Origin of the sequence: Pseudomonas sp. R32 (assembly GCF_009866705.1) — a bacterium.
GTDB lineage: Bacteria > Pseudomonadota > Gammaproteobacteria > Pseudomonadales > Pseudomonadaceae > Aquipseudomonas > Aquipseudomonas donghuensis.
This window is the reverse complement of sequence record NZ_CP019396.1, coordinates 1649617-1673365: the sequence shown is the minus strand read 5'-3', so window position 1 is coordinate 1673365 and position 23749 is coordinate 1649617. Positions and strand designations below refer to the sequence as shown.

Below are 23749 nucleotides of genomic sequence, written 5' to 3'. Positions count from 1 at the left end.
CTCCATTAGGGGGCGCGGCATATGCGCCGCGCCACCAGAATCAAATACGCCGGGCGGCGTAACGCTTGAGCATGCTCGGAACGTCGAGGATCAGCGCAATGCGCCCGTCACCGGTAATGGTGGCGCCCGACATGCCCGGGGTGCCCTGGAGCATCTTGCCCAGCGGCTTGATGACCACTTCTTCCTGGCCCACCAGCTGATCGACGACGAAGCCGATACGCTGCGTGCCCACCGAAAGGATCACCACATGGCCCTCGCGCTGCTCTTCATGAGCGGCCGAACTGACCAGCCAGCGCTTGAGGTAGAACAGCGGCAAGGCCTTGTCGCGCACGATCACCACTTCCTGGCCGTCGACCACGTTGGTGCGCGACAGGTCGAGGTGGAAGATCTCGTTGACGTTGACCAGCGGGAAAGCGAACGCCTGGTTGCCGAGCATGACCATCAGCGTTGGCATGATCGCCAGGGTCAGCGGCACCTTGATGACGATCTTCGAACCCAGGCCCTTGGTCGAGTAGATGTTGATCGAGCCGTTGAGCTGGGAAATCTTGGTTTTCACCACGTCCATGCCCACGCCACGCCCGGACACGTCGGAGATCTCGGTCTTGGTCGAGAAGCCCGGGGCGAAGATCAGGTTGTAGCACTCGGTCTCGCTCAGGCGGTCGGCGGCGTCCTTGTCCATCACCCCGCGCTTGACCGCGATGGCGCGCAGCACGTCGGCATCCATGCCCTTGCCGTCATCGGAGATCGACAGCAGGATGTGATCGCCTTCCTGTTCGGCCGAGAGCACCACCTTGCCGCCGCGGGACTTGCCAGCGGCTTCGCGCTCTTCCGGGGTCTCGACACCATGGTCGACGGCGTTGCGCACCAAGTGCACCAGCGGGTCGGCCAGGGCCTCGACAAGGTTTTTGTCGAGGTCGGTCTCTTCACCGACCAGCTCCAGGTTGATCTCTTTCTTCAGCTGCCGGGCCAGGTCGCGAACCAGGCGCGGGAAGCGCCCGAAGACCTTCTTGATCGGCTGCATGCGGGTCTTCATCACCGCGGTCTGCAGGTCGGCGGTGACCACGTCGAGGTTCGACACAGCCTTGGACATGGCCTCATCGCCGCTGTTCAGGCCCAGGCGCACCAGGCGGTTACGCACCAGCACCAGCTCGCCGACCATGTTCATGATCTCGTCGAGCCGCGCGGTATCGACCCGAACGGTGGTCTCGGTTTCGCTGGCCGGGTGCTTCTCGGCAGCCGGTGCGGCCTGGCGTGCAGGTGCAGGCGCAGGTGCCGGTGCAGCCGCTTTGGCAGCCGGGGCTGGCGCAGCAGCCTTGGCGACCGCTGCCGGCGCAGGCTTGGCCGCAGCCTTGGCTGGCGCTGCGGTGGCGGCAGGTGCAGCAGTGGCTACGGCATCCGGGGCGAACTTGCCCTTGCCGTGCAACTCATCGAGCAGCGCTTCGAACTCGTGCTCGGAGATGTGCTCGCCGTCCGCGGCAGGCGCAGGGGCGGCAGCGGCGCCCGGCAGTGCATCGACGGCAAAGGTACCCTTGCCGTGCAACTGATCGAGCAGCGCTTCGAATTCGTCATCGGTGATATCGCCACTGGCGTCGCTGCCAGCAGGTGCTGCGGCGGGGGCTGGCGCGCCGGCACCGAGGTTGTCGGCGGCGAACTGGCCCTTGCCGTGCAACTGGTCGAGCAGCGATTCGAACTCGGCGTCGCTGATTTCGTCACTGCCAGGTTCGGCCACCTGGGCCTCGGCTTCGGCCTTGACCGCGTTGAGCGAGTCGAGCAGCTGTTCGAATTCGGTGTCGGTGATATCCGCCTCGGCCTCGGCCGCTGGCGCTTCAACCACCTCGGGTTCAGCCGCAGGTGCCGCCACTTCGTCTTCCCCGGCAGGCTCGGCCAGGCGCGACAGCGCCGCCAGCAGCTCGGGGGTGGCAGGTGTGATATCGGTGCGTTCGCGCACCTGGCCGAACATGCTGTTGACCGTGTCCAGGGCTTCCAGGACCACGTCCATCAGTTCGGCGTCAACGCGCCGGGCACCCTTGCGCAGGATGTCGAACACGTTCTCGGCGATATGGCAGCACTCCACCAGCTCGTTGAGCTGGAGGAAGCCGGCGCCCCCTTTTACAGTGTGAAAACCGCGAAAGATCGCATTGAGCAGGTCGGCATCATCCGGACGGCTTTCCAGCTCGACCAGTTGCTCGGACAGTTGCTCAAGAATTTCGCCGGCTTCTACCAGGAAATCCTGAAGGATTTCTTCATCGGCGCCGAAGCTCATTAAACGTGCTCCCTAAAAACCCAGACTGGACAGCAGATCGTCGACATCGTCCTGACCGGACACGACGTCTTCACGCTTATCGGCATGAATCTGCGGACCTTCACCCCGAGTCGGATGTTTTTCTTGATCTTTTTCAGCGCGCAGCTGCTGGTGGTCATGTTCGATACCGGCAAAACGGTCGACCTGGCTTGCCATCAGCACGAGCTTGAGCAGATTGCTTTCTACTTCGGTGACCAGCGTCGTGACGCGCTTGATCACCTGGCCGGTCAGGTCTTGATAGTCCTGAGCCAGAAGGATGTCATTGAGGTGCCCGGCGACCTTGCGGCTGCCCTCCTCGCTACGCGTCAGGAAACTGTCGACGCGTTTGGCCAGCTCACGGAACTCCGGTGCCGCCACTTCGCGGCGCATGAAGCGCTGCCAGTCGACGCTCAGCGCCTTGGCCTCGTCGCTCAGTTCGTTGAGTACCGGCGTGCTGGCTTCGACCAGGTCCATGGTGCGGTTGGCCGCGCCCTCGGTCAGCTTGACCACGTAGGACAGCCGTTCGGTCGCATCGGTGATCTGCGACACTTCCTCGGCCTGCGGCATGTGCGGGTCGATCTGGAAGCTGACGATCGCGCTGTGCAGCTCGCGGGTGAGTTTGCCGACTTCCTGGTACAGGCCTAGGTCACGGGTCTGGTTCAGCTGATGGATCAGTTGCACCGCATCGCCGAACTTGCCTCGTTCCAGGCTGTCGACCAGTTCCTTGGCGTGTTTCTTGAGTGTCGACTCAAACTCGCCCAAGGATGATTGTGTTTGCTCCATAGCGCCCCCGTGGCGTACCTCAGCTATTGACGCGCTCGAAGATCTTTTCGATCTTTTCTTTCAGCACCTGGGCGGTAAATGGCTTGACCACATAGCCGTTGACCCCGGCCTGGGCGGCTTCGATGATCTGCTCGCGCTTGGCTTCGGCAGTCACCATCAGCACCGGCAGGTGCTTCAGGCGCTCGTCGGCACGCACCTTGCGCAGCAAATCGATACCGGACATGCCAGGCATGTTCCAGTCGGTCACCAGAAAGTCGAAATGGCCGCTTTCAAGCATCGGCAGCGCAGTGTTGCCGTCGTCGGCTTCCTGGGTGTTGGTAAAGCCCAGGTCACGCAACAGGTTCTTGATGATCCGCCGCATCGTCGAAAAGTCGTCCACGATGAGGATTTTCATGTCTTTGTTCAATTAGACCTCCAAGCAGTCTTTAACGCGTTCAGCGCGGAACGCGCATTCAATCAATTCGGCACTACATTTCACGACTGCATCGAACCGGTGTTCAACGCGCCCGCCATTCCCCCAGGCGGCCACGCAAACGTGCCGCGCACTGGCTGTGCAACTGGCTGACACGCGACTCACTCACCCCCAGGACCTCACCGATCTCCTTGAGGTTGAGTTCTTCGTCGTAGTACAGCGCCAGGACCAGACGCTCACGCTCCGGCAGGTTGGCGATTGCATCGGCCAAGGCTGCCTGAAAACGCTCGTCCTCCAGATCGCGCGAAGGCTCGAGCTGGGCACTGGCACCGTCCTCGTGCAGGCCTTCATGTTCGCCGTCCTGCAACAGGTCGTCGAAACTGAACAGGCGGCTGCCCAGGGTGTCATTCAAAATCCCGTAATAATCATCGAGACTCAATTGAAGTTCGGCAGCAACTTCGTGATCTTTAGCGTCGCGGCCGGTTTTTGCTTCAATTGCACGAATCGCGTCACTGACCATGCGGGTATTGCGGTGTACCGAACGTGGCGCCCAGTCGCCCTTGCGCACTTCATCGAGCATGGCCCCGCGAATACGGATGCCGGCGTAGGTCTCGAAACTGGCCCCCTTGCTCGCGTCATACTTGTTGGCGACTTCGAGCAGGCCGATCATCCCGGCCTGGATCAGGTCCTCGACCTGCACACTGGCCGGCAACCGTGCCAGCAGGTGGTAGGCGATACGCTTGACCAACGGCGCGTAACGTTCGATCAACTCATACTGGGCATCACGCGAAGCCTTGCTGTACATCCGATAACCGCTGGCGTTCATAGCACCGGACCCGCACTCGTCGGTTGCACCAGACGCTCGACGAAGAACTCCAGGTGCCCCCGTGGGTTGGCAGGCAGCGGCCAGCTATCGACTTTCTGGGCAATGGCCTTGAACGCCAGCGCGCACTTGGAACGCGGAAAGGCTTCATAGACCGCTCGCTGCTTCTGCACCGCCTTGCGCACGCATTCGTCGTAAGGCACCGCACCGACGTATTGTAGGGCGACATCGAGGAAGCGATCAGTGACCTTGGTCAACTTGGCGAACAGGTTGCGCCCTTCCTGCGGGCTCTGGGCCATGTTCGCCAGGACACGGAAGCGGTTCATGCCGTAATCGCGGTTGAGCAGCTTGATCAGCGCATAGGCGTCGGTGATCGAGGTAGGTTCGTCGCACACCACCAGCAGTACTTCCTGGGCGGCGCGGACAAAACTGACTACCGAGTCACCGATACCCGCAGCGGTATCGATCACCAGTACATCGAGGTTGTCGCCGATCTCGCTGAAGGCCTGGATCAGGCCGGCGTGCTGGGCCGGGGCCAGGTGCACCATGCTCTGCGTACCCGAAGCCGCCGGCACGATGCGCACACCGCCAGGGCCTTGCAGCAGCACATCGCGCAGCTCGCAACGGCCTTCGATGACATCGGCCAGGGTGCGTTTGGGCGTCAGGCCCAACAGCACGTCAACGTTGGCCAGCCCCAGGTCGGCGTCCAGCAGCATGACCCGACGGCCAAGCTCAGCCAGCGCCAATGACAGGTTCACTGACACATTAGTCTTGCCGACGCCACCTTTGCCGCCGGTCACGGCGATCACCTGTACGGGATGCATGCTACCCATGTTTGTTCTTTACCTTGTCTTACTTAGACCGAGGCCACATGACTGGGCTGCGCTTTCAACACCTGAAAAATGCCTGGCAGACCATTGATGTAGGTACTTTGCAACGTATTCATATTCACCTCAGCCCACGCGTTTGCCGGAGCTGTGGTAGAGATCAGCGAACATGTCGGCCATGGCCTCTTCGCTGGGCTCGTCCTGCACCTGCACACTCACGGCACGGCTGACCAACTGGTGCCGGCGCGGCAGGTGCAGGTCGTCAGGAATGCGCGGGCCATCGGTAAGATAGGCCACCGGCAATTCGTGACTGATCGCCAGGCTCAATACTTCGCCGAGGCTGGCGGTTTCATCTAGCTTGGTCAGGATGCAACCGGCCAGGCCGCAGCGCTTGTAGCTGTGGTAGGCGGCGGTGAGCACCTGCTTTTGGCTGGTGGTTGCCAGCACCAGGTAATTCTTGGCCTGAATCCCGCGTCCGGCAAGGGTTTCAAGCTGCATGCGCAGCGCCGGGTCGCTGGCCTGCAGGCCGGCGGTATCGATCAACACCACGCGCTTGCGCAGCAGCGGGTCGAGGGCCTGGGCCAACGACTGGCCCGGGTCGACGTGAGTGACCGAGACGTTGAGAATCCGCCCCAGGGTCTTGAGCTGCTCCTGGGCACCGATGCGAAAGCTGTCCATGCTCACCAGGGCCAGGTTCTGCGCGCCGTACTTGAGCACATAGCGCGCCGCGAGCTTGGCCAGGGTGGTAGTTTTGCCCATGCCGGCCGGACCGACCATGGCAATGACACCGCCTTCTTCGATAGGTTCGATTTCCGGCACTTCAATCATGCGTGCAAGATGCGCCAGGAGCATGCGCCAGGCGTGGCGCGGCTCTTCGATTTCGGTGGTCAGCTCAAGCAGTTCACGGGCAATCGGGCCGGACAGGCCAATGCGCTGCAAGCGACGCCAGAGGTTGGCCTGCTGTGGCTTGTTGCCCTGCAACTGGCTCCAGGCCAGCGAGCCGAGCTGCACTTCAAGCAGTTCGCGCAGGCCCGACAACTCCGAACGCATCGAGTCGAACAGGCGTGGATCGATCGGGGCAGCCGCCGGCGCAGCAGGCACCACCGGCGCTTCGACCTGCGGGTCGATCAACGGCTCGGAGGCGGTCAGCGGCAGGCCGGCAAACAGCTGGCGGTTGGCGTCTTCGCTCTCGCTGCGACTGCTCAGTTCGGCCTGGGCGGTGACGATGCGCGACTGGGTCTTGCGCAACTCGTCCTCAAGCTCGACATTCGGCACCCGCGGCGCCAGGGCGGACAGCTTGTAGTCCAGCGCAGCCGTCAGCTCGACACCGCCAGCAATCCGTCGGTTGCCGATGATGGCGGCCTCGGCCCCCAGCTCATCGCGAACCAGCTTCATGGCCTGACGCATATCGGCGGCGAAAAAACGCTTAACTTGCATAACCCACTACCTCAGCCGTTCGGGCCCACTGTGGCGACGATGGTAACTTGCTTGTTGTCAGGTATTTCCTGGTACGCCAAAACATGCAAATTCGGTACAGCCAGGCGACCGAAGCGCGACAGCATGGCTCGTACCGGTCCTGCGACCAGGAGGATCGCCGGCTGCCCTTGCATCTCCTGACGCTGGGCGGCTTCGATCAACGAACGCTGAAGCTTTTCGGCCATGCTCGGTTCCAGAAGAACACCGTCTTCCTGGCCTTGCCCAGCCCTTTGCAAACTATTGAGCAAAATCTGTTCCAATCTTGGCTCAAGGGTGATGACAGGCAGCTCGGACTCAACGCCGACAATGCTTTGCACGATAGCGCGACACAATCCGACGCGCACCACCGCCACCAATGCGGCGGTATCTTGACTCTTGGCCGGGTTGTTGGCGATAGCCTCGGCAATGCTGCGAATATCGCGTACCGGAACCTGCTCGGCGAGCAATGCCTGCAGGACCTTGAGCAGCCCCGACAATGAAATGACGCTCGGCACCAATTCTTCGGCGAGCTTGGGCGAGGCCTTGGCCAGCACCTGCAGCAACTGCTGCACTTCTTCGTGACCGATCAGCTCGTGGCAGTGCTTGTGCAGGATCTGGTTGAGGTGGGTGGCGACCACGGTACTGGCGTCCACCACCGTGTAGCCCAGCGACTGCGCCTGGCTGCGCTGGTTGATGTCGATCCACACCGCTTCCAGGCCAAAGGCCGGGTCGCGAGCGGCAATGCCGTTGAGGGTACCGAACACCTGCCCCGGGTTGATCGCAAGCTCGCGGTCCGGGTAAATCTCGGCCTCGGCCAGGATCACCCCCATCAGGGTCAGGCGGTAAGCGCTGGGCGCCAGGTCGAGGTTGTCGCGAATGTGCACCGTAGGCATGAGAAAGCCCAGGTCCTGGGAGAGCTTTTTGCGCACCCCCTTGATCCGCGCCAGCAACTGCCCACCCTGGTTGCGATCGACCAGCGGAATCAGCCGATAGCCGACCTCCAGGCCGATCATGTCGATCGGGGTGACGTCATCCCAGCCCAGCTCTTTGGTTTCCATGGCGCGCTGTGGCGACGGCAGCAGGTCCTGCTGGCGTTGCACCTCTTCCAGGGCCTTGACCTTGGCCTGGTTCTGCTTGCGCCAGACCAGGTAGGCGCCACCGCCGGCCAGCAGGCCCAGGCTCAAGAAGGCGACGTGCGGCATGCCCGGGACCAGGCCCATGACGATCATCAGGCCGGCGGAGACCGCCAGGGCCTTGGGCGAGTCGAACATTTGCCGGTTGATCTGCTTGCCCATGTCCTCGGAGCCCGAGGCGCGGGTAACCATGATCGCGGCCGCAGTGGACAGCAACAGCGATGGCAACTGCGCCACCAAACCGTCACCAATGGTCAGCAAGGCATAGACCTTGCCGGCATCGGCAAAGGTCATGTTGTGCTGGAACATGCCGACGGCCATGCCGCCGATCAGGTTGATGAACAGGATCAGCAGGCCGGCGATGGCGTCACCGCGGACAAACTTGCTGGCACCGTCCATCGAACCGTAGAACTCGGCCTCCCCGGCCACTTCGGCGCGGCGCGCCTTGGCCTGGGCCTGGTCGATCAGACCGGCGTTGAGGTCGGCGTCGATGGCCATCTGCTTGCCGGGCATGGCGTCGAGGGTAAAGCGCGCGCTCACCTCGGAAATACGCCCGGCACCCTTGGTGACCACCACGAAGTTGATGATCATCAGGATCGCGAAGACCACGATACCGACCACGTAGTTGCCGCCGATCACCACCTCGCCGAAGGCCTGGATCACCTTACCGGCGGCTTCGTGGCCATCGTGACCATGGAGCATCACCACCCGCGTGGACGCCACGTTGAGCGCCAGGCGCAGCAAGGTTGCCACCAGCAGGATGGTCGGGAACGCGGCGAAGTCCAGCGGGCGCAAGGCATAGACGCAGACCAGCAGGACCACGATCGACAGGGCGATGTTGAAGGTGAAGAACACGTCGAGCAAAAACGGCGGGATCGGCAACATCATCATTGCCAGCATCACCAGCAGCAACAGCGGCACACCCAGGTTGCCCCGGCCTAGACCGACCAGGTTGCTACGGGCACTGTTGATTAACTGAGAGCGATCCACCGGTATTCCTCGTTAGCTCAAGCAAAACTTTGACGCCTTTGAGGCGCGCTGCGCTGCCTTTGCAAGAAGCTTTCCAACTTTGCTGAACGAGGTGGTTTGAGTGGCCCGGGGCTGCTGCGCAGCCATCGCCGGCAAGGCCGGCTCCCACAATGAATCTGCGTAGACTTGGTCAGGAGTCGCGACGCAAATCCGGCGGGATCGGCAGGTCCTTGAGCGGCTCCGGCGGCTTGCCCTTGCCGGCGCGGTACTGGCGGATCTGGTAGACATAGGCCAGCACCTGGGCCACTGCCAGGTACAAGCCGGCGGGAATCTCTTCTTCAAGCTCGGTGGAGTAGTAGATCGAACGCGCCAGCGCCGGCGATTCGAGCACCTGGATCTTGTGCTCGTTGGCGATCTCGCGAATTTTCAGGGCAATGAAGTCGGCACCCTTGGCCAGCAACAGCGGCGCCGAGCCCTTCTCCGGGTCGTACTTGAGCGCCACCGCATAGTGGGTCGGGTTGGTGATGATCACGTCGGCCTCGGGGATCGCCGCCATCATCCGCCGTTGCGAAGCCTCGCGCTGCAACTGGCGAATACGCTGCTTGACCTCGGGCTTGCCCTCGGAGTCCTTGTACTCGTCACGCACTTCCTGCTTGGTCATCAGCAGTTTCTTGTGCGCCTGCCAGAGCTGGATCGGCACATCGACGGCGGCAATGATCAGCAGGCCGGCGGCCATCCACAGGGCACTCCAGCCCACCACCTGCACGCTATGAATGATGGCCTGCTCCAGCGGTTCGTTGGCAATCGCCAGCAGGTCATCGCGATCGGCCGAGAGCACCGCCAGGGCGACGATGAGAATCATGAAGAACTTGGCCAGGGCCTTGAGCAGCTCGGACAAGGCGTTGACCGAAAACATCCGCTTGATCCCCGACAGCGGGTTCATGCGGCTGAACTTCGGCGCCAGCGAGCTGCTGGAAAACAGAAAGCCGCCCAGCGACACCGGGCCGATGATCGCGGCAATCAACAACACCAACAGCACCGGCTGGGTTGCCAGCAGGGCGATCTTGCCGGACGCCATGAGAAAGATCCCCATGGAGCGCTCATCGATGAGCACCTCGCGCGACAGTGTGAAGTTGGTGCGCATCAACTCCATCAGGGTTTGCGCCAGGCCACCGCCAAACGCCAGCAATGCACCCGCCCCGGCCAGGGTCACCGTAACAGTGTTGAGCTCCTTGGAACGGGCGATCTCACCCTTCTCGCGGGCGTCCTTCTTGCGCTTCTCGGTGGGGTCTTCTGTCTTGTCCTGACCGCTTTCGCTCTCTGCCATGCTCAGCGCGCCCGTGCCAGTTCACGCAGCCATTGCAGGGCCTCGGAGGCCAGCGAATGGTAGTGAGGAATGATATCGGCCAGGGTAATCCAGAAGATCACCAACCCCAGCACCAGGGTCAGCGGAAAGCCGATGGAAAAGATGTTCAGTTGCGGTGCTGCACGCGTCATCACACCAAAAGCAATGTTGACCACCAGCAGCGCGGTAATCGCCGGCAACACCAGCAGCATCGCCGCACCCAGCACCCACCCCAGGCGCCCGGCCAGGTCCCAGAAATGGTTGACCAGCAAGCCGCCGCCCACCGGCAAGGTGGTAAAGCTTTCGGTCAACACCTCGAAGACCACCAGATGGCCGTTGATAGCGAGGAACAGCAAGGTCACCAGCATGGTCAGGAACTGGCTGACCACCGCGACGTTGACACCGTTGGCCGGGTCGACCATGGAGGCGAAGGCCATGCCCATCTGGATCGCGACGATCTGCCCGGCAATCACGAAAATCTGGAAGAACAACTGCAGCGCCATCCCGAACAGGGCGCCAATGATGATCTGCTCGGCAATCAGCAGCAGGGCCTTGAGGTCCAGCGCATTGACCTCAGGCATGGGCGGCAGCCCAGGGACGATCACCACGGTAATCGCCAGGGCGAAATACAGGCGAATGCGCGCCGGCACCAGGGTGGTGCCAAAGATCGGCATGGTCATCAGCACAGCGGTGACGCGAAACAGCGGCAGGATGAAGCTGGCCACCCAGGTACTGATCTGCGCATCGGTGAGCTCGAGCACGGCCAGGTCAACCAATCAGTTGCGGAATGCTGCCGTACAACGACAGGATGTATTCCATGAATTTCTGCACCAGCCAGGGCCCGACCACGATCAGGGTGATCAGCATGACCAGCAGGCGCGGCAGAAAGCTCAGGGTCTGTTCGTTAATCTGCGTGGCGGCCTGGAACATGGCCACCACCAGCCCCACCAGTAGGCTCGGCACCACCAGGATGGCCACCATCAGGGTGGTCAGCCACAGCGCGTCACGAAACAGGTCGACAGCCACTTCAGGGGTCATGGACTACTTCTCCTCGCGACGTCAGACGCCGCCGAAACTGCCGGCCAGGGTACCCATGATCAGCGCCCAGCCATCGACCAAGACGAACAGCATGATCTTGAACGGCAACGAGATGATCAGCGGCGAGAGCATCATCATACCCATGGCCATCAGCACACTGGCGACCACCAGGTCGATGATCAGGAACGGGATGAAAATCATGAAACCGATCTGGAACGCGGTCTTGAGCTCCGAGGTGACGAAGGCCGGCACCAGGATGGTCAGTGGCGCCTGATCGGGGCTGGCGATGTCGGTGCGCTTGGACAGGCGCATGAACAGGTCCAGATCACTCTCGCGGGTTTGCGCCAGCATGAAGTCCTTGAGCGGCACCTGGGCCTTGCTGATGGCATCCTGGGCGCTGAGCTTTTCGCTCAGGTACGGCTGCAGGGCATCCTGGTTCACCCGGTCGAACACCGGCGCCATGATGAACATCGTCAGGAACAGCGCCATGCCGGTCAGGATCTGGTTCGACGGGGTCTGCTGCAGGCCCAGGGCCTGGCGCAGAATGGAGAAGACGATGATGATGCGGGTGAAGCTGGTCATCAGCACGACGAACGCCGGGATGAAGCTCAGCGCCGTCATGATCAGCAGGATCTGCAGGCTGACCGAATACTCCTGCTGCCCGTCTGCCCCGCTGGACAGGGTGATCGCCGGGATCGACAGCGGATCAGCCGCCAAAGCCATTGGCGCCGCCAGCAACAGCGCCAGCGTCAACATCATGCGCAACGCGCCCATTACGACCTTCCCTTCTGATCCTTGCCCATCAGCTCCATCAGGCGCTGGGCGAATTCTGGTGTTGCCTGACGCGCACTGGCGGGCACTTCAATCGGTTCGGCCATGACATGCAGGGCCTCGATGGTGCCCGGCGAATGGCCGATGAGAATCTGCTCCTTGCCAACCTGCACCAGCAGCAAGCGATCACGCGGCCCCAGCGCACGGCTGCCCAGGATCTCGATGACCTGGCCACTGCCCGGTGCGGCGTTCTGCACCCGGCGCAGCAGCCAGGCCAGGAAGAAGATCAACCCCAGCACCAGCAGCAGGCCAAGCACCAACTGCGTCAGCTGCCCCGCCGCGCTGCCGCTCGCCGTCGGCGCCACCACAGCAGCGGCCGGCTGCGTAACGGCGGCCAGGGCGACATCCACATACAGGCCACCACACAGGGCCAGGCCGTTGCGCAGGAGCCTGCTCACTCAGCGCAACTTCTTGATGCGTTCGCTTGGGCTGATCACGTCAGTCAGGCGGATGCCGAACTTTTCGTTGACCACGACCACCTCGCCGTGGGCGATCAGGGTGCCGTTGACCAGCACGTCCAGCGGTTCGCCGGCCAGGCGGTCAAGCTCGATCACCGAGCCCTGGTTGAGCTGCAGCAGGTTGCGGATGTTGATTTCGGTGCTGCCCACTTCCATGGAAATGCTCACCGGGATATCCAGGATCACATCCAGGTTCGGACCATCGAGGGTCACCGGCTCGTTGCTGCGCGGCGAACTGCCGAACTCTTCCATGGCCAGGCGGTTGGGCGATGTATTGCCGGCATCGGCAGCCAGCAAGGCGTCGATATCGGACTGCCCGGCGTCGCCAGTTTCTTCCAGGGCCGCAGCCCACTCATCGGCCAGGGCCTGCTCCTCCGGGGAGGTGATATCGTTTTCGTTAGCCATTTTGTCCTCGACGGGCAATCAATTCGGAGTTGGAACCACAAGCGCCTCAGCGGCGCTCGATCGGATCGATAATCTGCAGGGCCAGGTTGCCCTTGTGCGAACCCAGCTTGGCCTTGAACGACGGCACGCCGTTGGCCCGCAGGATCAGTTCTTCCGGCAGCTCGACCGGAATCACGTCGCCCGGCTGCATGTGCAGGATGTCGCGCAGCTTGAGCTGGCGACGGGCAACCGTGGCACTGAGCGGCACGCTGACGTCCAGCACGTCTTCGCGCAGGGCCTTGATCCAGCGCTCGTCCTGGTCGTCCAGGTCGGACTGGAAACCGGCGTCGAGCATCTCGCGCACCGGCTCGATCATCGAGTACGGCATGGTCACGTGCAGGTCACCGCCGCCGCCGTCGAGCTCGATGTGGAAGGTCGAGACCACCACCGCCTCGCTCGGCCCGACAATGTTGGCCATGGCCGGGTTGACCTCGGAGTTGATGTACTCGAAGTTGACCGGCATGATCGCCTGCCAGGCCTCCTTGAGGTCGACGAAAGCCTGGTCCAGGACCATGCGCACCACGCGCAACTCGGTCGGGGTGAACTCACGCCCTTCGATCTTGGCGTGACGACCGTCGCCACCAAAGAAGTTGTCCACCAGCTTGAACACCAGCTTGGCGTCGAGGATGAACAGCGAGGTACCCCGCAGCGGCTTGATCTTCACCAGGTTGAGGCTGGTAGGCACGTACAGCGAGTGCACGTATTCGCCGAACTTCATCACCTGCACGCCGCCCACCGCCACGTCGGCGGAGCGACGCAGCAGGTTGAACATGCTGATGCGGGTATAGCGGGCGAAGCGCTCGTTGATCATTTCCAGGGTCGGCATGCGTCCGCGGACGATCCGATCCTGACTGGTCAGGTCATAACTTTTGACACTGCCGGGTTCGGCATTGCTTTCGGTTTGCACCAACCCATCGTCGACGCCATGCAGCAAGGCATCGATTTCATCCTGGGACAGCAGGTCCTGCACGGCCATCTGGGGCTCCTACTGCAATACGAAATTGGTGAACAGCAGCTGGTCGACGACCGGCTTGCCGACTTCCTTCTGCGCCACTTCCTGGACACTGGCAGTGGCTTTCTGACGCAGCATCTCCTGACCGACCGGGCTGGCCAGGGTGTCGAACCCCTGCCCCGAGAACAGCATGACCAGGTTGTTGCGGATCACCGGCATGTGCACCTTGAGGGCATCCAGTGCAGCCTGGTCGCGGCCTTGCATGGTGATGCTCACCTGCATGAAACGCTGGCGGCCGTTCTGGTTGAAGTTGACCACGAACGCTGGCGCCAGGGGCTCGTAGATGGCCGCAGGCTTAAGGTTGGCCAGGGCCGGATCGACGGCCGGCTTGCTCTCGGACTGGTGCAGGAAGAACCAGGTGGCACCAACCGACAGACCGACGGCCAGCAACAACGCCAGTACCAACAGCAGGATCAGCTTGAGTTTGCCTTTTGCGGCGGGGTCTTTCTCTGCTTCGCTCTTCGCCATGCCAATAATCCGTCATTCATCGGAGATTTCAGTCACATGGCGAGGGTTGAGCAAGTGTTATGCCAACCTGGAAGGGCAAGGCTGCGCCTTGCATCGCTGGCAAGGCCAGCTCCCACAAAGACCGCAGCCAATCAGGCGTAGTAATCCACCGCGCTGGAGCCCACAACCGACTGCTGCTCGACCGGCATTGCGCCCGGTGCAATTTCAGCGGATTCACCAGCTTCATTGCGCCGCGCCGCCACGCCACTGAACTTCGGTGCATCCTGGGCGCCCTGCTGCTGCCCGCCACGGGACTGATCGGCGACGTTGACGTCCGGCTGCCCCAACCCCTGCTGGGCGAACATTTCCTTGAGCCGGTGCACTTGGTTCTCCAGCGCTTCGCGCACCCCGGCATGACCACTGACAAAGGTCACCTGGGCCTGTTGTTCCGGCGCCAGGTTGACGCGGATGTCCAGGCGCCCCAACTCGGCGGGCTCAAGCTTGATATCCGCCGACTTGAGGTTCTGGCTGGACAGGTACATGACCCGGTTGACCAGGCCTTCGGTCCAGCCGCCCTGGTTCATCGCCAACGGCTGGTTGAGCGGCGTCGCCACCGGCACGGCATTGGCAGTCTTGGCCGTGGCCGCCTGGGTCAGGCTGCTCAGGCGTTCGGCAAAGTTGTCGACGCGGGTATCGCTCGAAGCACTTTTCAGGTCCTTGAGCCCATCATCGATCAGGCCGCTGAAGGCTTTTTCGCCCGGCTCGCTCTGCTCGGCATCGGCACCCGGCTTGTCCAGCAGGGCCGCCAGGGTATTGACGGCAGGCTGGGCAGGCATCGCCTCAGGCTGGGCAGCAGCAGGCTTGGCCGCGTGGGTGGAGGTAGTGCCCTGGGCCTGGGCACTCTGCTCCAGGGCCAGGCGCAAGGCCGGCAGGTCGGCCAGAGGGTCTGCCTCAGGGTCAAAAGCAGCCTGCGGTTCAAGCACAGCTTCTGCTGCCGGCGACGCCACGACCGCAGGCTGTACCTGAAGCTGCGCAGCAGCCTGCACCACTGGCGCGACCGCTTCGGCCTGGGCCTGAATCAGTTGGGCGCCCGGCTGCGCATCGGTCACCTGGCCAGCCACCAGGCTGGAGTCGAGCAAGGTCGGATCTGCGCTCAGCGCCGGATCCGCTTCAGCGCCATCCTGCTCCTCAGGCAACTTTTTGCCGCTATCGGCAACCTTCGCGTCATCACCGGCGGTTTTCTTGCCGTCGTTGACGGAGGCAGGCGTGGCGCTGGCGTTTTCACGCAGCGGCGGGTCGCCAGCCGTAGCGTTCGCCTCGCGAGACTCCTTGGCATACACCTGAGAAAAGCCGCCAGCCTTGTCGTTGGAGGCCTGCGGCGATTTTTCCGGCGCGCCGGTAGCGACGCGCGATGGCTTTGCCGGCGCACTGGCTTGCAGCAGGGAATTGGAAGCGACGGGCATGTAGGCGTCTCCACTACAGGGGTCGAAAGCGTAAGTTGGCGAAATTCACGCAAAAGTCGCGCCAGGTTCCATTACTGACGCCACAATTTGCTCAGCCGATCGATACGCGCCGACGCTCTTCGCGATATAACTGACGCACCGCCGAATACTCGCGGTCGATCTGATTGATCAGATCCTCGATCCCCTGCAGCGGCCCATTATTGACCCGGTCTTCCAGCTGCCGGCACAACTCGGCCAACGCCAAGGCGCCCATGTTGCTGCTACTGCCCTTGAAGCTGTGCGCGGCATGCGCCAGCTCGTCGGCGTTTTTCGCTTCATGCAACTGGCTGAGGCGTTTTTCGGAATCGTCAAGAAAGGTTTCCAGCAAGTACAGGTAGCCATCTTCCATGACCTCCTGCAAATCGCTAAGCACCTTGCGATCGATGTGAATGTCGGACACTTGCTCACTCCTTGATCAAGTTGGATTATGCCTGAGCCTCCCAGGCGAACTCCACGCATGCGCGGCGCCCCTCGTCGGCCCATTCGGCACGCCGGCTCAAGCGGCGCACGAGATTCAGCCCGCGCCCGCACAACCCTTGCTCGGACACAGGCCTGGCCAGCACTTTACTCACATTGAAGCCCTTGCCGCTATCTTCGACCTCGATAATCAGACGCCCGCCCTGACCAAGAGGTTCAACCCGCAGGTGCACGCGGATGAAGCCTGCGCTCAGCGCCTGTAGACGCTCGTTGCGCATCTGGTAATAGCTGGCAAAGCTGCGCGCATCGCGCTTGAGCGCAGAATCCAGGCCCAGCACCCCGTGCTCCAGGGCATTGGAATACAGTTCGGTCAACACGCTGTGCAGCGCCCCGCCCTGAGCCCGCAGGCCGTGAATTTCCTGCAGTAACTGCTGCAGGTAAGGCAAGGGGTTGAAGCGCTTGAGCGTCTCGGCACGAAACTCGAACTGCAATGACCAGTCCAGCGGGCTGGACTGACCACTATCAGAATAGATCACAGGCAACGGCGACGACAGTTGCGGCTCCACCACCTCGATATCCAGCAGGCTGACGTCGTCGCGCGAGCGCCCGCGAAAGCCGTCGAGCGCCTGCAGCACCTCTTCGAACAACAGCGCCGGCTGACGATTGGCCGCCAGCACCCGGCGCAAGCGCTCGACGCCAAACAACTGGTCGTTTTCATCACTGGTATCGACCACCCCGTCCGACAGCAAGAACAACCGCTCTCCCAACGCCAGCGGCAGCACCTCGGTGGTGTCGTCGAACTGCTCAGGCGCCAGGATGCCCAGCGGCAGGTGCCGCGACACCAGCGGCTGCGGCTCGCCCCCACTGGCCGGCAACAGGTAGCCGTCGGGCATGCCGCCATTCCACACTTCGACCACCCGCCTCTGGAAGCTCAGGTTCAGCAGCAGCGCACAACAGAACATGTCCACCGGCAGAATGCGCTTGAGCTTGGCATTCATCTCCCGCAGGGTTTCGGCCAGGCCGTAGCCCTTGGCCGTCATGCCGTAGAACACTTCGGCCAGGGGCATGGCGCCGACCGCGGCCGGCAAGCCATGCCCGGTAAAATCCCCCAGCAATACATGCATGTCGCCAGCCGGCGTGTAGGCGGCCAACAGCAAATCACCGTTGAACAAGGCATAGGGCGATTGCAGGTAGCGGATGTTCGGCGCACTCAGGCAGCCGGCATGGGCCACCTGATCAAATACCGCCTTGGCTACCCGCTGCTCGTTGAGCAGGTGATTGTGATGCCGGGCAATCTGGTCACGTTGCTCAAGCACTGTTGCCTGCAGCCGGCGCAAGCGGTCCATGGCCTTGATTTTGGCGGCCAGGATCACCGGGCTGTAAGGCTTTGCCAGAAAATCGTCGCCACCCGCCTCCAGGCAGCGCACCAGCGCCTGCTCTTCGCTCAACGACGTCAGAAAGATGATCGGCACCAGCGCCTCACCCGCCAGGGCCTTGATTTGCCGGGCCGCCTCGAAGCCGTCCATCACCGGCATCATGGCATCGAGCAGGACGACATGCGGGCGCCGCTCGGCGAACAGGGCAACCGCCTGCTCGCCATTCTCGGCAGTGAGTACCTGGTGCCCCTGCTTGCGTACGATGGTGGCGAGCAGCAAGCGATCGGCCGCGCCATCTTCGGCGATCAGTACGCTGAGCGCCTCGACATCAGCACAGACCTGGTTCAACTGATGTCAAACAACTTGTCAAAGTTGGAGATAGCCAGGATTTTGCGCACGTCGGAACTGGCATTGACCACCCGCACATCCGACTCGTCACCCCCGGCATGATCACGCAGCAACAGCAGCATGCCCAGCGCTGAACTGTCGAGGTAGGTCGCCTCCTTGAGGTCTACCACTACCGAGTCCGGCCTGGCTGGCTTGTGCTCATAGGCATTGCGAAACTCCTGATGCTTGCCAAAGTCAAAACGCCCTTTGACCTTGATCGTCAGCTTTTTCCCATCCTGGGACACCACAGATTCAACTGCCATGTAGGCGATTCCTTCCGTTACGACGATTACAGACAACTAGAAGGTTTAGCAGCCCAGCCACCCAGCGGCAACCCTTGGCGACCAATACCTGCCTCAGTAGCGGTCGTGACGCGGCAAACGCTGGGACAGTTCGTCGAGCAGCTTCTGTTCACGTTTGTCTTCGGCCATTCGCGCTTCATCGATATAGCGCTGCACCAGCTTGCGCAAGCCCTCGACCCGGGCGTAAGCCTGCTGCCAGGTGCCCCGGGCGTTCTTCAGGTTGCTCTGGTGCCAGGCCAGGCTTTGGCGCTGCTGGGTCATGGCAGCTTCCAACTGACCAAGGAAGCTCTGGTAGTTGACCAGCCAGCTACCGGACACGCCCTGCCCGCCACGGTTGATCCACTGCAACTGGTAATCTTCGCGAAAGCGGTCGAGCTCACTGAGCTTGGCCTGGGCCATGTTCACCTGCTGCTGGAACTGCCCCAAGCGCTGGGCAGCCTGACGCTCAGCGTTTTCGGCCATTTCCACCACTGGCGCCAGGCGCGCGGCACGACTGGGCTGGGCCATGGCCTATCAGCCGCCAGTCGCAGGCTGGGCGAACACGCTGGCCAGATGCTCGCGGCTCTGTTGCATGCCAACGTTTTCGTTCAGGCCCTGGCGCAGGAAATGCACCAGGCGTGGCTGCAGGGCAATGGCCAGGTCGGTCTCGGCATCGCCGCCGGCCACATAGGCACCGACGCTGATCAGGTCGCGGCTTTGCGACAGGCGCGACCACAGCTGCTTGAACTGCTGCGCCTCGGTCATCTGCTCGGGGCTGACCACCTGCGGCATGACCCGGCTGATCGAAGCCTCGATATCAATGGCCGGGTAGTGTCCCTCCTCGGCCAGACGCCGGGACAGCACGATGTGGCCATCGAGGACACCCCGCGCCGAGTCGGCAATCGGGTCTTGCTGGTCATCGCCTTCGGACAGCACGGTATAGAAGGCGGTGATCGAGCCACCTCCGGCCTCGCCGTTACCGGCGCGTTCCACCAGTTTGGGCAGCTTGGCGAACACCGATGGCGGATAACCCTTGGTGGCTGGCGGCTCGCCGATGGCCAGGGCGATTTCCCGCTGGGCCTGGGCAAAACGGGTCAGTGAATCCATCAGCAACAGGACGTTCTTGCCCTTGTCGCGAAAATACTCGGCGATGCGCGTGCAGTACATGGCGGCGCGCAAGCGCATCAATGGCGCGTCATCGGCAGGCGATGCCACCACTACCGAGCGCTTGAGGCCTTCCTCACCGAGAATGTGCTCGATGAACTCCTTGACCTCACGCCCACGCTCACCGATCAGGCCGACGACGATGATGTCCGCCTCGGTGAAGCGGGTCATCATGCCCAGCAGCACACTCTTGCCCACGCCGGTACCGGCAAACAAGCCCAGGCGCTGACCGCGGCCAACCGTCAACAAACCGTTGATGCTGCGAATACCGACATCCAGCGGCTGGCTGATCGGGTCGCGATTGAGCGGGTTGATGGTCGGACCGTCCATTGGCACCCAGTCTTCGGCCTTCATTCCGCCCTTGCCATCCAGCGCCCGCCCCGCGCCATCGAGCACCCGCCCGAGCATGCTCATGCCCATGGGCAGGCGGCCACTGTCGGCCAGCGGTACCACGCGCGCACCGGGCGCGATGCCGGCAACGCTGCCAACCGGCATGAGAAATACCTTGCCGCCGGCAAAGCCCATGACTTCGGCCTCGACCCGCACCGGGTGATAGCTGTCGTCGTTGATCACCACACAGCGGCTGCCAACGGCCGCACGCAGGCCCTCGGCTTCCAGGGTCAGGCCGACCATGCGCAGCAGGCGGCCTTCGACCACCGGCTGAGACGGTAAATTGACGGCATCGGCGTAGGCGCCAAGGCGCTTGCCAAAACTGGTTCGCTCAAGGCGCATCGGCGTTGCCCAGGTCAACCTGCAGGTCTGGCGCGGCCGGGTGCAGGCCTTGGTCATGGAGCTGATCAAAGAGTTGCGCCATGGCTTTCTCGATACGGGTTTCCATGGTCGCGTCGATGCGGCTGTGATCGGTTTCGATGCGGCAGCCGCCCGGCAGCAACGCCTCGTCTTCGAGCAGCTTCCAGCGCTCTTCGTGGCGCTCACGCAGGGCCTTGGCCAACTCGAAGTCCTGCGGGTTGATATGGATGCGGATGTTCTCGGCGCCCATTGGCAGCAGTTTCAGCGCTTCACGCAGCACCTGGCTGATCTGGCTGGAATCGCTGCGCAGTTCGCGGCCAATGACCTCGCGGGCGATATGCCCGACCAGGTGCACAACGGCCTTTTCGATCTGGCTGTCCTGTTCGGCGATGGGTTCGAGCAAATGCCCCATGAGCTGTTCAAGGCTGGCCAGCTTGGCGCCCAGGGCCTCTTCGGCTTCCTGACGGACCTTGAGCTGGGTGCTGTGAAAGCCCTCGCGCTCACCCGTGGCAAAGCCTTCGTTGTAGGCTTCCTGGCGGATGCTTTCGAGCTCTTCGAGGGTCAGTGGCTGGACTTCTTCCAGCGGCACTTCTTCGATTTCTTCCTGAACCTCTTCAGGTTCCGGCTCTGGCTCCGGTTCTGGCTCGGGATCGAAGCTGGGCAGCGCCCAGCGATCGAAGCCCTCGAGATCGTTGGCGCGAATCAGCTCACTGAGGTGCTCGTTGGTTGACATGATTTCACGCACTCGTAAAGCATCGCGGGTCAAGCCCGCTCCTACAGGACCTCTGTAGGAGCGGGCTTGACCCGCGATAAGGTCTTAGATCATCTCTTCGCCGCCCTTGCCACCGAGGACGATTTCTCCGGCTTCGGCCATACGGCGGGCGATGGTGAGGATTTCCTTCTGTGCCGTCTCGACATCGCTGACCCGCACCGGGCCCTTGGCCTCGAGGTCGTCGCGCAGCAGCTCGGACGCACGCTTGGACATGTTCTTGAAGATCTTCTCCTTGACCTTCTCGTCGGCGCCCTTGAGCGACACCACCAGCACGTCGGAAGACACTTCACGCAACAGCGCCTGGATACCACGATCGTCGACATCGGCCAGGTTGTTGAAGACGAACATCAGGTCTTCGATCTGCTCGGAGAGTTCGCCGTCGATGTCGCGGATCGCATCCATCAACTGGCCTTCGACGGAGCTGTCGAGGAAGTTCATGATGTCCGCAGCCCGCTTGATACCACCCAGGGTGGTGCGCGCGGCATTGGAGTTGCCGGAGAACTGCTTCTCGAGGATCTGGTTCAGCTCCTTGAGCGCCGCCGGCTGCACGGTGTTCAGCGACGACACGCGCAGGATGATGTCCAGGCGCACCTTGTGGTCGAAGTTGCCCAGCACTTCACCGGCCTGATCCGGGTCCAGGTAGGCGACCACGATGGCCTGGATCTGCGGGTGCTCGTAGCGGATGACATCGGCCACGGCGCGCGGCTCCATCCACTTGAGGCTGTCCAGGCCGCTGGTGTTGCCACCCAGCAGGATGCGGTCGATCAGGCCGTTGGCCTTGTCCTCGCCCAGGGCCTGGGTGAGCATCTTGCGGATGTAGCCGTCGGAGCCAACGCCCAGGCTGGTCTGGTCGCCGACGATCTCGACGAACTCGCTCATCACCTGCTCGACCTGCTCGCGATGGACGTTGCCCATCTGCGCCATGGCCACGCCGACCCGCTGCACTTCCTTGGGGCCCATGTGCCGCAGCACTTGCGCGGCATCGGTTTCACCCAGCGACAGCAGCAGGATCGCGGCCTTGTCGACGCGGGTCAGTTTGGCGGTAAGGGCTCGGTTATCACTCATCGGCGTTGATCCACTCTTTCACGACCTGGGCCACACGACCCGGGTCTTCGGCCACCAGGCTCTTGATTGCATTGAGCTGTGCGTCATAACCCTCGCTCGGGCTTGGCAGCAGAATGCTTTGCGGACCACCCAGGCTGACGCGGTCGTTGGCCAGATCGCCATCCAGACCGAGCATGCCGCCCAGTTCCATGTCGCCATCGGCACCGGCGCCTTGCTTGCCATTGCCGGTGATGTTGTTGAGGACCGGACGCAGCACGCCGAACACCAGGACCAGGATGAACAGCACACCCATGACCTGCTTGATGATGTCCCAGAACCATGGCTGCGAGTAGAACGGAATTTCGCTGATCACCTCGCCACGGTCGGCGGCGAACGGCACGTTGATCACGCTGACGCTGTCACCGCGGCTGGCGTCGAAGCCCACCGCGTCCTGCACCAGGCGGGTAAAGCGCGCCAGGTCCTCGGCAGCCCACGGCGTGCGGGCGGCATCGCCGGTGGCCGGGTCGACCTTGAGCTGGTCATCGACCACCACGGCCACCGACAGGCGGGTCAGGCGCCCCTGCTGCTGACGGGTATGGCTGATGGAACGGTCCAGCTCGAAGTTCTTGGTCGACTGCTGACGCTTGTCGGCCGGGTACGGCGCGAGCATCGGCTGGCCGGTGGCCGGGTCCATGATCTGCTGGCCGTTGGCATCGAGCAGCGGCTGACCCGGCTGAATGGCGCTGGCAGCGGTTTGCGTGCCGCCGGTGGTCTGCGGCGCCGAGGCCGGGCCGGGTGGCTGGTTGCTCAGGGCACCGGGCACACCTTGCGGCCCCATGCTGCTGGAGCGTTGTTCGTTGACCGACTGCTCGCTGCGCAGCGCCGGCTGGTCAGGGTTGAACTGCTCGGAGGTCGACTCGACCGCGCTGAAGTCAACATCGGCCGACACTTCAGCCTTGTAGCGATCGTTGCCCAGCACCGGCTGGAGGATGTTGTGCACACGCTGGGTCAGCAGGCCTTCCATGCGGCGACTGTAGTCAAACTGCTTGCCAGCCATGGTCAGCTCGGAGTTTTCCGCCTGATCGGACAGCAGGTTGCCCTTCTGGTCGACCACGGTGACCTGGGACTTGTTCAGCTCCGGCACGCTGGTCGCCACCAGGTTGACAATGGCCATCACCTGACCGGCTTCCAGGGCGCGCCCCGGATACAGCTCGACCAGTACCGAAGCGCTGGGCTTGCGCTCGTCACGTACGAACACCGAACTTTTAGGAATCGCCAGGTGCACGCGGGCACCCTTGACGTTGTTGAGGCTGGAGATAGTCCGCGCCAGTTCGCCTTCCAGGCCACGACGGTAACGGGTGGCCTCCATGAACTGGCTGGTGCCCAGGCCCTGCTCCTTGTCGAGGATCTCGAAGCCGACATTGCCATCGCTCGGCGCCACGCCGGCGGCAGCCAGCTTCAGGCGGGCACGGGAAATATCGTCGGCCTTGACCAACAGGGCCCCGGAATTGGGTTCGACGTTGTAGGGGATGTCGGCAGCGGCCAGGGTGTCCATGACCTGCTTGGTGTCCATGCCGGCCAGGCTGCCGTACAGCGGCCGGTAGTCCGGCTGCTGCGACCACAGCACCACGGCAAAGCCGATCGCCACGCTCGCGGCCAGACCGACCAGCAGGCCGACCTGACGCAGCATCGGCATCTGCGAGATGTTTTCCAGGAACGACATGCCGAACAACGGCGGCTTGGGCGCTGACCCGCTGCTTTTGGCGGGCACGTTATCGACGACTGCTTCGGCCATGAC

At 62.7% G+C, this 23749-nt stretch carries 24 protein-coding genes; all 24 read right to left on the bottom strand.

Annotated features, from left to right (window positions below; translation table 11 throughout):
• Nucleotides 1-40 precede the first annotated feature (40 nt).
• On the bottom strand, nucleotides 41-2263 hold the full coding sequence (locus PspR32_RS07665; RefSeq protein WP_159388278.1) for a chemotaxis protein CheA: 2223 nt from the start codon (nucleotides 2261-2263) through the stop codon (nucleotides 41-43).
• 12 nt (nucleotides 2264-2275) lie between these two features.
• A complete protein-coding gene (locus PspR32_RS07660; protein ID WP_010225027.1) occupies nucleotides 2276-3064 on the bottom strand; it encodes a protein phosphatase CheZ in 789 nt (262 codons plus the stop codon).
• Between the two features lie 19 nt (nucleotides 3065-3083).
• On the bottom strand, nucleotides 3084-3458 hold the full coding sequence (locus PspR32_RS07655) for a chemotaxis response regulator CheY (RefSeq protein ID WP_036990294.1): 375 nt from the start codon (nucleotides 3456-3458) through the stop codon (nucleotides 3084-3086).
• Nucleotides 3459-3561: 103 nt separating this feature from the next.
• Nucleotides 3562-4302 carry an RNA polymerase sigma factor FliA gene (gene fliA / locus PspR32_RS07650; protein WP_010225024.1) on the bottom strand — a complete coding sequence of 247 codons (741 nt, stop codon included), beginning with the start codon at nucleotides 4300-4302 and terminating at the stop codon, nucleotides 3562-3564.
• Nucleotides 4299-5132 (bottom strand): flagellar synthesis regulator FleN, encoded by an 834-nt coding sequence (gene fleN, locus PspR32_RS07645; RefSeq protein ID WP_016393812.1) that lies wholly within the window; start codon nucleotides 5130-5132, stop codon nucleotides 4299-4301. Before fleN ends, fliA begins: the two co-directional genes overlap by 4 nt.
• Nucleotides 5133-5252: 120 nt before the next feature.
• Nucleotides 5253-6563, bottom strand: a complete 1311-nt coding sequence (flhF, locus tag PspR32_RS07640) for a flagellar biosynthesis protein FlhF (RefSeq protein WP_036994326.1) — start codon at nucleotides 6561-6563, stop codon at nucleotides 5253-5255.
• A gap of 11 nt (nucleotides 6564-6574) precedes the next feature.
• Nucleotides 6575-8704: a flagellar biosynthesis protein FlhA gene (gene flhA, locus PspR32_RS07635; RefSeq protein WP_010225019.1), complete on the bottom strand. Its 2130-nt coding sequence runs from the start codon at nucleotides 8702-8704 to the stop codon at nucleotides 6575-6577.
• Nucleotides 8705-8873: 169 nt separating this feature from the next.
• Nucleotides 8874-10010, bottom strand: a complete 1137-nt coding sequence (gene flhB / locus PspR32_RS07630; protein WP_159388277.1) for a flagellar biosynthesis protein FlhB — start codon at nucleotides 10008-10010, stop codon at nucleotides 8874-8876.
• A 2-nt stretch (nucleotides 10011-10012) separates the two neighbouring features.
• Nucleotides 10013-10795: a flagellar biosynthetic protein FliR gene (gene fliR, locus PspR32_RS07625; protein ID WP_036994465.1), complete on the bottom strand. Its 783-nt coding sequence runs from the start codon at nucleotides 10793-10795 to the stop codon at nucleotides 10013-10015.
• A 1-nt stretch (nucleotide 10796) separates the two neighbouring features.
• Nucleotides 10797-11066 (bottom strand): flagellar biosynthesis protein FliQ, encoded by a 270-nt coding sequence (gene fliQ, locus PspR32_RS07620; RefSeq protein ID WP_010225013.1) that lies wholly within the window; start codon nucleotides 11064-11066, stop codon nucleotides 10797-10799.
• 21 nt (nucleotides 11067-11087) lie between these two features.
• A complete protein-coding gene (gene fliP, locus PspR32_RS07615) occupies nucleotides 11088-11840 on the bottom strand; it encodes a flagellar type III secretion system pore protein FliP (RefSeq protein ID WP_010225011.1) in 753 nt (250 codons plus the stop codon).
• Nucleotides 11840-12283 carry a flagellar biosynthetic protein FliO gene (fliO, locus tag PspR32_RS07610; protein ID WP_442967029.1) on the bottom strand — a complete coding sequence of 148 codons (444 nt, stop codon included), beginning with the start codon at nucleotides 12281-12283 and terminating at the stop codon, nucleotides 11840-11842. Before fliO ends, fliP begins: the two co-directional genes overlap by 1 nt.
• A 12-nt stretch (nucleotides 12284-12295) precedes the next feature.
• Complete coding sequence (gene fliN / locus PspR32_RS07605; RefSeq protein WP_010225007.1) at nucleotides 12296-12760, bottom strand: flagellar motor switch protein FliN; 465 nt, start codon at nucleotides 12758-12760, stop codon at nucleotides 12296-12298.
• 46 nt (nucleotides 12761-12806) lie between these two features.
• Entirely contained in the window at nucleotides 12807-13775 is a 969-nt protein-coding gene (fliM, locus tag PspR32_RS07600) for a flagellar motor switch protein FliM (RefSeq protein ID WP_010225006.1), read from the bottom strand.
• A 9-nt stretch (nucleotides 13776-13784) separates the two neighbouring features.
• Nucleotides 13785-14279, bottom strand: coding sequence for a flagellar basal body-associated protein FliL (fliL, locus tag PspR32_RS07595; protein WP_010225005.1), 495 nt, complete (start codon nucleotides 14277-14279; stop codon nucleotides 13785-13787).
• A gap of 131 nt (nucleotides 14280-14410) precedes the next feature.
• Nucleotides 14411-15721, bottom strand: coding sequence for a flagellar hook-length control protein FliK (locus PspR32_RS07590; protein WP_159388275.1), 1311 nt, complete (start codon nucleotides 15719-15721; stop codon nucleotides 14411-14413).
• A gap of 91 nt (nucleotides 15722-15812) precedes the next feature.
• On the bottom strand, nucleotides 15813-16160 hold the full coding sequence (locus PspR32_RS07585; protein WP_010225003.1) for an Hpt domain-containing protein: 348 nt from the start codon (nucleotides 16158-16160) through the stop codon (nucleotides 15813-15815).
• 25 nt (nucleotides 16161-16185) lie between these two features.
• Nucleotides 16186-17901, bottom strand: coding sequence for an ATP-binding SpoIIE family protein phosphatase (locus PspR32_RS07580; protein ID WP_010225002.1), 1716 nt, complete (start codon nucleotides 17899-17901; stop codon nucleotides 16186-16188).
• On the bottom strand, nucleotides 17898-18203 hold the full coding sequence (locus tag PspR32_RS07575; RefSeq protein ID WP_010225001.1) for an STAS domain-containing protein: 306 nt from the start codon (nucleotides 18201-18203) through the stop codon (nucleotides 17898-17900). The genes PspR32_RS07580 and PspR32_RS07575 overlap by 4 nt, the downstream gene beginning before the upstream one ends.
• Nucleotides 18204-18296: 93 nt before the next feature.
• Nucleotides 18297-18749 carry a flagellar export protein FliJ gene (fliJ, locus tag PspR32_RS07570; RefSeq protein ID WP_036994321.1) on the bottom strand — a complete coding sequence of 151 codons (453 nt, stop codon included), beginning with the start codon at nucleotides 18747-18749 and terminating at the stop codon, nucleotides 18297-18299.
• Between the two features lie 6 nt (nucleotides 18750-18755).
• The gene (fliI, locus tag PspR32_RS07565) at nucleotides 18756-20117 is read right to left on the bottom strand and encodes a flagellar protein export ATPase FliI (RefSeq protein WP_036994320.1); all 1362 of its coding nucleotides are present in this window, start codon (nucleotides 20115-20117) and stop codon (nucleotides 18756-18758) included.
• Nucleotides 20107-20868, bottom strand: coding sequence for a flagellar assembly protein FliH (fliH, locus tag PspR32_RS07560; RefSeq protein ID WP_010224998.1), 762 nt, complete (start codon nucleotides 20866-20868; stop codon nucleotides 20107-20109). The genes fliI and fliH overlap by 11 nt, the downstream gene beginning before the upstream one ends.
• A gap of 84 nt (nucleotides 20869-20952) precedes the next feature.
• A complete protein-coding gene (gene fliG / locus PspR32_RS07555) occupies nucleotides 20953-21972 on the bottom strand; it encodes a flagellar motor switch protein FliG (protein ID WP_010224997.1) in 1020 nt (339 codons plus the stop codon).
• Nucleotides 21965-23746, bottom strand: a complete 1782-nt coding sequence (gene fliF, locus PspR32_RS07550) for a flagellar basal-body MS-ring/collar protein FliF (RefSeq protein WP_010224996.1) — start codon at nucleotides 23744-23746, stop codon at nucleotides 21965-21967. Before fliF ends, fliG begins: the two co-directional genes overlap by 8 nt.
• Between the last annotated feature and the right edge of the window lie 3 nt (nucleotides 23747-23749).

Coding starts and splice junctions, on each gene's coding strand:
- PspR32_RS07665 (WP_159388278.1), bottom strand. CDS start 2,263: ATGAGCTTCGGCGCCGATGAAGAAATCCTTCAGGATTTCCTGGTAGAA.
- PspR32_RS07660 (WP_010225027.1), bottom strand. CDS start 3,064: ATGGAGCAAACACAATCATCCTTGGGCGAGTTTGAGTCGACACTCAAG.
- PspR32_RS07655 (WP_036990294.1), bottom strand. CDS start 3,458: ATGAAAATCCTCATCGTGGACGACTTTTCGACGATGCGGCGGATCATC.
- fliA (WP_010225024.1), bottom strand. CDS start 4,302: ATGAACGCCAGCGGTTATCGGATGTACAGCAAGGCTTCGCGTGATGCC.
- fleN (WP_016393812.1), bottom strand. CDS start 5,132: ATGGGTAGCATGCATCCCGTACAGGTGATCGCCGTGACCGGCGGCAAA.
- flhF (WP_036994326.1), bottom strand. CDS start 6,563: ATGCAAGTTAAGCGTTTTTTCGCCGCCGATATGCGTCAGGCCATGAAG.
- flhB (WP_159388277.1), bottom strand. CDS start 10,010: ATGGCAGAGAGCGAAAGCGGTCAGGACAAGACAGAAGACCCCACCGAG.
- fliQ (WP_010225013.1), bottom strand. CDS start 11,066: ATGACCCCTGAAGTGGCTGTCGACCTGTTTCGTGACGCGCTGTGGCTG.
- fliP (WP_010225011.1), bottom strand. CDS start 11,840: ATGGGCGCGTTGCGCATGATGTTGACGCTGGCGCTGTTGCTGGCGGCG.
- fliN (WP_010225007.1), bottom strand. CDS start 12,760: ATGGCTAACGAAAACGATATCACCTCCCCGGAGGAGCAGGCCCTGGCC.
- fliM (WP_010225006.1), bottom strand. CDS start 13,775: ATGGCCGTGCAGGACCTGCTGTCCCAGGATGAAATCGATGCCTTGCTG.
- fliL (WP_010225005.1), bottom strand. CDS start 14,279: ATGGCGAAGAGCGAAGCAGAGAAAGACCCCGCCGCAAAAGGCAAACTC.
- PspR32_RS07590 (WP_159388275.1), bottom strand. CDS start 15,721: ATGCCCGTCGCTTCCAATTCCCTGCTGCAAGCCAGTGCGCCGGCAAAG.
- PspR32_RS07575 (WP_010225001.1), bottom strand. CDS start 18,203: ATGGCAGTTGAATCTGTGGTGTCCCAGGATGGGAAAAAGCTGACGATC.
- fliJ (WP_036994321.1), bottom strand. CDS start 18,749: ATGGCCCAGCCCAGTCGTGCCGCGCGCCTGGCGCCAGTGGTGGAAATG.
- fliI (WP_036994320.1), bottom strand. CDS start 20,117: ATGCGCCTTGAGCGAACCAGTTTTGGCAAGCGCCTTGGCGCCTACGCC.
- fliH (WP_010224998.1), bottom strand. CDS start 20,868: ATGTCAACCAACGAGCACCTCAGTGAGCTGATTCGCGCCAACGATCTC.
- fliG (WP_010224997.1), bottom strand. CDS start 21,972: ATGAGTGATAACCGAGCCCTTACCGCCAAACTGACCCGCGTCGACAAG.
- fliF (WP_010224996.1), bottom strand. CDS start 23,746: ATGGCCGAAGCAGTCGTCGATAACGTGCCCGCCAAAAGCAGCGGGTCA.